At 50.5% G+C, this 7,190-nt stretch carries 4 protein-coding genes and 2 pseudogenes; 2 read left to right on the top strand and 4 right to left on the bottom strand.

Annotated elements, in window-relative coordinates:
• Positions 1 to 196: 196 nt before the first annotated feature.
• From F7Q90_RS18825 to opgC (F7Q90_RS18810), 4 genes and pseudogenes are all read right to left on the bottom strand, one after another.
• On the bottom strand, positions 197 to 1,405 hold the full coding sequence (locus F7Q90_RS18825) for a PP2C family protein-serine/threonine phosphatase (RefSeq protein ID WP_006121902.1): 1,209 nt from the start codon (positions 1,403 to 1,405) through the stop codon (positions 197 to 199).
• 8 nt (positions 1,406 to 1,413) lie between these two features.
• Positions 1,414 to 2,313 carry a hypothetical protein gene (locus tag F7Q90_RS18820; RefSeq protein ID WP_006121903.1) on the bottom strand — a complete coding sequence of 300 codons (900 nt, stop codon included), beginning with the start codon at positions 2,311 to 2,313 and terminating at the stop codon, positions 1,414 to 1,416.
• Between the two features lie 10 nt (positions 2,314 to 2,323).
• Positions 2,324 to 3,022: pseudogene (gene opgC / locus F7Q90_RS18815) on the bottom strand (OpgC domain-containing protein); the annotation flags it as partial.
• A 176-nt stretch (positions 3,023 to 3,198) separates the two neighbouring features.
• Positions 3,199 to 3,723, bottom strand: a pseudogene (gene opgC / locus F7Q90_RS18810) (OpgC domain-containing protein); the annotation flags it as partial.
• A 281-nt stretch (positions 3,724 to 4,004) separates the two neighbouring features.
• Between opgC (F7Q90_RS18810) and F7Q90_RS18805 the strand changes: the two are divergent.
• Together F7Q90_RS18805 and F7Q90_RS18800 are read left to right on the top strand one after the other, a co-directional pair.
• Positions 4,005 to 5,822: a glycosyltransferase family 2 protein gene (locus F7Q90_RS18805; protein WP_006121904.1), complete on the top strand. Its 1,818-nt coding sequence runs from the start codon at positions 4,005 to 4,007 to the stop codon at positions 5,820 to 5,822.
• On the top strand, positions 5,819 to 7,150 hold the full coding sequence (locus F7Q90_RS18800) for a DUF3131 domain-containing protein (protein WP_006121905.1): 1,332 nt from the start codon (positions 5,819 to 5,821) through the stop codon (positions 7,148 to 7,150). Before F7Q90_RS18805 ends, F7Q90_RS18800 begins: the two co-directional genes overlap by 4 nt.
• Positions 7,151 to 7,190 lie beyond the last annotated feature (40 nt).

The raw sequence follows: 7,190 nt of genomic DNA, 5'->3' as shown, positions 1-7,190 counted from the left end.
ATGGAGGCGAAGCGCCTCAAGGAGCCATGTCCGGTGTTTCACGCGATAGTGTCCATTAAAAAATGATGGACACTATTTTCCCGGAACCGGAGCCCGCTGCACAGACGGTTTAAATGTGACGCTTACACCGATGCGTCCAGCCTGCGCACTGCGGGTGTAAGGATATTCACTTCAGGCTGCCGTTCTGTACCCATGTTCATAAGTTTTCTCCTTGATGCTCAATGATTAAAAGCGATACATCATCGGCCATCGCATGTTGTTCTGTGTTTTCACCACTGCGCCAACGGATGAGATGTTGGCCGAGTTGTTGCAGAAGGTCATCAGGTGCCTGTGCAATGCTGTCCTGTATGCATGTCTGCAGACGTTCCTGACCAAACTGCTCTCCGGCCAGGTTTTCGCACTCAGTAATGCCGTCACTGAACAGACAGAGTCGTTCACCTGGCGCAAGGGTAAAGGAGACGTCGGTCCAGGAGAGATGGGGCATTAAGCCCACCGGTGCGCCACCCTCGCCGACCGTTCTGATTTGCCCGTGGGGCGTTACAATGAAAGGCGTAGGATGCCCGGCCTGACATAACCGTCCTTCGCCACTAGTCAGGTTGATCACGCCATAAATCAGGGTGAAGTAACTGACAATTTCCGCCTCATCACTACAAAAGCGTTCATTCAGAATGCGCACGACCTCCGCCGGGGAAACGACACCCTTGTCGCCATCTAAAAGAAAACGCTCTACCGTCCTGCCGTGAAGAAACTGCCGGGCGACGGCGAGCGACATCATCGCTGCACCGACGCCATGACCTGATACATCCACGCAATAAAAACCCAGATGATTATCAAGCGGAAAAACGTTAAAAATATCGCCTGAAACCCAGGCGGACGGTAAAAACAGCCAGTCGGAAAAGTAGTCACCGTAACACTGCTGATGTGCCGGGAGGACGGAGTGTTGAATCCGTGCGGCGACTTCAAGGTCCTGCTCAATTTGACGCAGCGCCTCACTGAGATGAGTATTACGTGCGGCTAACGTCGCCTCCAGAGACAGAATGCGCGTGCCGGCATGCAACCGTGCCCGCAGTTCGGATTGCTCGACAGGTTTGCTCAGAAAATCATCCACACCGGCATCAAACCCCTGCGTCAGATCGTTAGGATTTTCGCGTGCCGTGAGCAGAATGAAATAGATATAGTGACCAAGCTGACGACCACGTATCTCCCGGCAAAGCGTCAGACCGTCCATCTCCGGCATTTCCCAGTCGCTAATCACCATGCTCACCGGTTGAGTTTCAAGGATGGACAGCGCGACTATGCCATTTTCAGCCTCGCTAACCCGATAGCCCCACTGGGTCAGCATGCGTGATAACAGGCGACGATAAACCAGTGAATCCTCCACGATCAGAACGTGCGGTATCGACATGATGCCCCCTAAATCGGTAAGAACCAGATCAGGCTGATCGTGCCTTCACGAAACTTTCCACTACCGCTCTGATGGCCGGGATAACGTGTTCCGGAATAGTTCGCATACTGTATTGAAAACGATCCTGGTGTGTAGCCTGCGTAGCCGAAGCTATAACTGTAATCACCGTTCCACGGTTGCTGCTGACTCTTGTCCGGAAACCAAAATGCCGTTACACGCACGAAGAAATGTTGTTTAAACGTATAACCGCATCCGCCTAACAAGACGTTTTTATTTTGGCGAATATCGTTGCTGCTTAAGTCGTAATAGCGGGGGACCCAGCTGTAGCCTGCCTGGCAAATGATAGCGTCGCCTTTATTAATCAACAGCGCATTTTCGACCGGCTTCGGCAAGGAGAATTTATAGGCCAGCGTGATGGCTCCCTGCTCAAAATAGGTATGCCGACGACCACCCGAGGTCCAGAAGTGGTTATCACCATAATTGGTGTAAACCAGACTGAGCGTATTCGCGTGCCAGTCATCGTAACCAAAACTGTAGCGATAGTCTGCCGTATAACGGCTGGTATCGCTGACAGGCAAACGTGATGTGATATTGGCAAACCAGAAACTATAAGGGGAATATTGTAGGCTCAGATTTACGGTTTGATTGATTTTTTTCTTCTGTTCCGCGCTGTCTTTGCGGTTAGGGATAGTCATCCACTGCTCTTTCAAACCCGAACTAAAACTCAGGGCACCAGAAAATGCTTTATCATTACCAGAAAAAAGTCGTCCCCAGCGACTGGTGTACACGCCCGCCTGTATCGGCTCATCGTTCTTATCCCGCAACGGTAATGTATCGTCCGTTTGGGCCGCCCCACTTTCCGTCGCGGCACTGAATAACGCGCAGATCAAGAGATATTTCTTATTCATCTGCCCTTCCTTAGTTAGGTATCCAGCGTGCAGCAACGTTATATTTTGCCATCAGCCACAGCGTGCCCAGCGCAGCCGCATGAATAAGCGTGTTTTCTAACCATGCGTGACGCCATAAATCAAACGACACAAACTGGCTGACTGCGAGCACAACATAGACATGCAAAATAAAGGTATAAAGCGAGTGCTGGCCCAGTGGAATAAGAAACCAGCCTGCAAAGCGATATATCGGCTGCCAGCACCATGTCAGAAGCAGATAGACCGTTACCATCAGGCAGATATCGTTGACGACCCTGACGGGACCCAGCCCATTTTTTGCCGCCCACGTATGGTAGAACGTATCAAAATCTGCAGCAGGAATGATGTGCATCAACAGATCGGACGGCATAAAAGGGTTGGTATGATTTTGTGCAACAAACCCCATAACTAACGCCACTACGACAAGTGCCGCCACGGTCAATTTGCCCGGCGGTGTATGTGCAAAAGAGAGCAGTTCGTCTTTATACCAGCCACTGCACATCCCCAGTACAAAAATGAATTGCCAGGCTAACAGCGGAAAAGCGAATTCGAACTCCGCCGTTGTCACGCGTACAGGCCAGCGTTGCCAGTAGCAGTAGATCAGTAACGAAAGACCCAATAACCCGTAAACTTTTCCCTTTTGCAGCATGGCTAAATAAAACGGACTGATCAGCAGGAGGCAGATATAGAGGGGCTTTGTTGAATAATAGGTAATCATTCTGTTTTGTCTGCACTGTTTTGGTAGAAAACGCTGATGCCAGACAGAACACCGTCATACGCAAGCATGTAATGCATTGATTTTATGTTATCTGAAACAACCGTTTTCATAGTACCACAGCATAAAATCCATTTATTCAACAAAGCCATATAGAGGCCAAGGATTTGCGTCTGATGAGGGCCGATTTGTAAATAGAAAACAATGTTAAACCAGGTCTCTTTTATTTGTGGTGTGACCGGATAGAGTGACCAGTGGGTGCCTGAAAAGCGATCGGTAAAATGCGTCACCTCAAAAACATTGATAAAAGGCAAATACCCTAACAGCAAAAATGACAGGATGATAAGGATATTTACCCGGTATATCTTCCATGCACGAAGATAAAGTCCCCAGGACACTGTGAGCCAAACCACCTTTTGCAGTCTGGCACGACTAAGCATACCTAGCATAAAACCGGATAAAATAACAAATCCTTCCGCTCCGGTTACTAAACCGAATCTCTCCCAGGTGAATATGTTGAACAGGGACATTATTTCTGTATGTGCTACAACCATCATTACCAAAGCAATGCCGCGCATGAAATCAATTCTTAAATCGCGGCTTCCCGCTGCGCTATAGCGCCATGTGGCTGATTTGCAGAATGATTTCTGCTTCACCGCTTGCACGACCTGGCTCATGATGAGGTTTTATTCCTGACTGAAAAACATCTGGTTAAATATTTGATAGCCTAATGCGGGCTTTATGGCAAGTAATTGTGTGCAATGAGGATAGGCCGGCATTAATAAAGAAAAAACAGATCTTGCTTCATAATTTTTTAGTTTTCTGGACACTTTTTTTTGTGCTATCTACACTTGTTTTACTTTTTGTTTTATTAGACGTTATTTTCTCGGGCAGGCTGAGCGCTGCCTGCAGGATGGCTTTATTTCATCCCTGTTGCGGAATCAGGATATCCTTTGCTATGGATTTTTACTTTTCCCGTTTTGAAAATCGCAAACCACCGGAGCCCCTCAGCACACCGACCTGGGTGATACTGACCTGGCAGGTTTTAGCGGTCGCCGCGTTAATTCTCGGCGCAAATTATATTTACTGGCGCTGGACCGCCTCGCTTAATATTTACGCGCTGTGGTATTCGATTCCGTTGGTATTGGCAGAAACGTTTGCCTGGATTGGAACGATATTATTTACGATCAATCTCTGGAAAGAAGAAGACCCGCTGCCAAACCGTCCCTCAGAGCAAATTAACGATTGCCTGCTTGCAGAGGAACAGGTTGAGAAAAGACCGATCAAAGTCGATCTGTTTATCGCGACCTATTCTGAAGACGTTGAACTCGTCAGGCTGTCTGTTCGTGACGCTCTGAAAATGCAATACCCCTTCCCGCTTCACTATCAAATACACGTGCTCGACGATGGCCGGCGTCCGGAAATGAAAGCGGTATGCGATGAGGAAGGCGTCAACTACATTACCCGTCAGACCAATATTGGCTACAAGGCCGGAAACCTCCGTAACGGGCTGGAAAACACGGAGGGTGATTTCCTGGTTATTTGCGATGCTGATACGAGAGTCTTCCCCACGTTGCTCAGCCACACATTGGGCTATTTTCGCGATCCAGATGTGGCGTGGGTCCAGACACCTCAATGGTTTTACGATCTCCCTGAAGGGGAAAACCTGTCAAACTGGCTGCAACGAAAAGCGGGCAAGGTGGGATATGGTCTTGGCTGGCTGACACAGAAATTTGTCGGGCCGGTCACGATTGGGCGAGATCCGTTTTTTAACGATCCACGCATGTTTTACGACGTGATTTTACGTCGGCGTAACTGGGCAAATGCGGCATTTTGCTGCGGTGCGGCTTCTGTACATCGACGAGAAGCGGTGATGCAGGCAGCCTTGCGGAGCTATGTCTGGACGGTGGAAGAAGAAATTGATCGTCACACGCGCGACATTCATGATGCTGCCACGCGTGAAGCATTGCGTGACGCCATGCGCCCTCACGTTGCGTTTGACACAGAACTCACGCCCTATAAGTTTCACGTCTCAGAAGACATTTATACGTCCATCCTGCTTCACGGCGATGCGGGCCGGCGCTGGCGCTCTGTCATGCACCCGCGTGTTGAATCCAAGATGTTGTCTCCCCAGGATATGCTGACATGGATGATTCAGCGTTTTAAATATGCTGCGGGTTCGCTGGACATCCTGTTTCATGACAATATTTTCAGTCGCCGCCGCTTCAGGCTTTCTTTGCCGCAAACGCTTATGTATGGCACCACTTTCTGGTCGTATCTGGCCTGCATCTGGAACACCGTTTTTCTCTTTTCACCCATAATCTACCTGTTCACCGGCATTCCGCCCGTATCGGCCTGGTCAACGCCCTTTTACCTGCATTTTTTGCCTTTTTTCATTGTGTCGGAACTCGCATTTATGTTCGGGACATGGGGGATCTCTGCCTGGGACGGCAGGGCCTCATATCTTTCTTTTTTCTCCATGAACCTGCGCGCGTTGGGCACGGTACTTCGTGGTGAGCAGATAAAATTTCACGTTACGCCAAAGGAAAGACAGACAGGCCGTTTTCTGTATCTCGTCAAACCGCAAATCGCCGTTGTGGTACTGACTCTTGCCGGGCTTATATGGGGAGGGATTCAGGTCGCACGCGGTCAGGTCGATGATCCTTCAGGCTATGTCATCAACATCTTCTGGGGGGCCGTCAACATAGCCGCCATGTTGCCCTTGATCTTAGCCGCAATCTGGACGCCCGCCGACGAGAAGGAGACGAGGCAATGAGGACGAGAGATGCGCTGCTTTCTGCCCGAAGTTATCTCACCATCCTGCTCGGTTTTCTGATTGGGTTTGCTATTGTCGTCTGGGTAGAAAAACAGATGCCAACACGCGTAGAAAGCAGTACGGGGGTCGCGTTAAGTGAGGATTTCCCTCCCCTGCCAACCCCACGAGAGTTGACCTTTGAAGAGGCAATTTGGGCACGGGTGGCCTGGCAATATTATGTCAATAATACACAGCCAAATGGTCTGGCAAACGCGAACGACGGTGAACCCTGGCTCAGCCTGTGGAGCATTGGTAGTTATCTGTTTGCTGTCACAGCCGCAAAGCAACTTAATGTCCTGACAACCGACGAGTTTGATGAGCGGATTGCTGCTGCACTGCTGACGCTTAGCCAAATCCCGCTCACGCCTGACGGTCTGCCAGCGGCCTATTATCATGCAGATACTCTGAAGCTGCTGGGAAAACAGGAGTCTTCCGCAATCGGTATGGGACGCCTGCTTAACGCCCTGCAAACGTTAGTGTGGCGTTATCCCCAACATGCAACCGCCGTGCGCGACCTGTTTAAACAGTGGAACGTCGGTGCGCTGATTGTAAAGAACTCGGCCAGTCAGGCTGCGGTAGCGTTACACCAGTGGGCGCTGGCAACAGATGAACCCAAAAACAGTTTTGGCTATCGCCTGTATGCCAGCCATACGCTTCGCCTTATCGACAGCGTCGCCGGACTGGCGGTCACGAACCCACCAGAGCGTCAGCAAATGATTGATATCGATGGCATCATGGTGCCTGACGAAGGATTACGCACGCCCTGGGGACGGCAGCCCTCACTGATCAGCCTGCCTTACCTGTTGACCGGACTTGAAATGGGTTTTGATGCGCAAAGCGCGGAGATCGCCTGGCGCATTATGCAAATTCAGCAGCGCCGTCACAGCCTGCGCGTCAGTAAACCGCCCATCAGTACCGATTATGCCGAACCCGCACCAGATTATGCCAACGATCTGCCAGACCGGCAGCCTGTCCAAAATGGTGATCTGCGTGATGAGGCACCCGAACAAACGGCCATCACTTCCACACGTTCTGCCTTTGCATGGTATGCCCTGTTTCGAAACCGCTGGAGTGAGGCGCTGCGCCAGCAGGTACAACCTTTACAGGTGCCCGGCAAAGGCTGGCAGCGCGGACTAAATCTGGACGGCAGCATCAACACGGTTATTGATGCAGATACCAATGCCGTGGTCCTGGAGAGCCTCGCCTATATCGTTCAGGGACAGATGCTTTGTCTGGCCTGCCTTAGCGCGCCCCCTTCTCTTACGTCTTCAGCAGGAGCTACGCCATGAAGCGGAAATGTATCCTTTTTTTCCCCGTATTAACCGGGCT

The sequence above is a fragment of the Pantoea stewartii subsp. stewartii genome (genome assembly GCF_008801695.1).
GTDB lineage: Bacteria > Pseudomonadota > Gammaproteobacteria > Enterobacterales > Enterobacteriaceae > Pantoea > Pantoea stewartii.
This window is presented reverse-complemented; position numbering and strand designations above follow the sequence as displayed.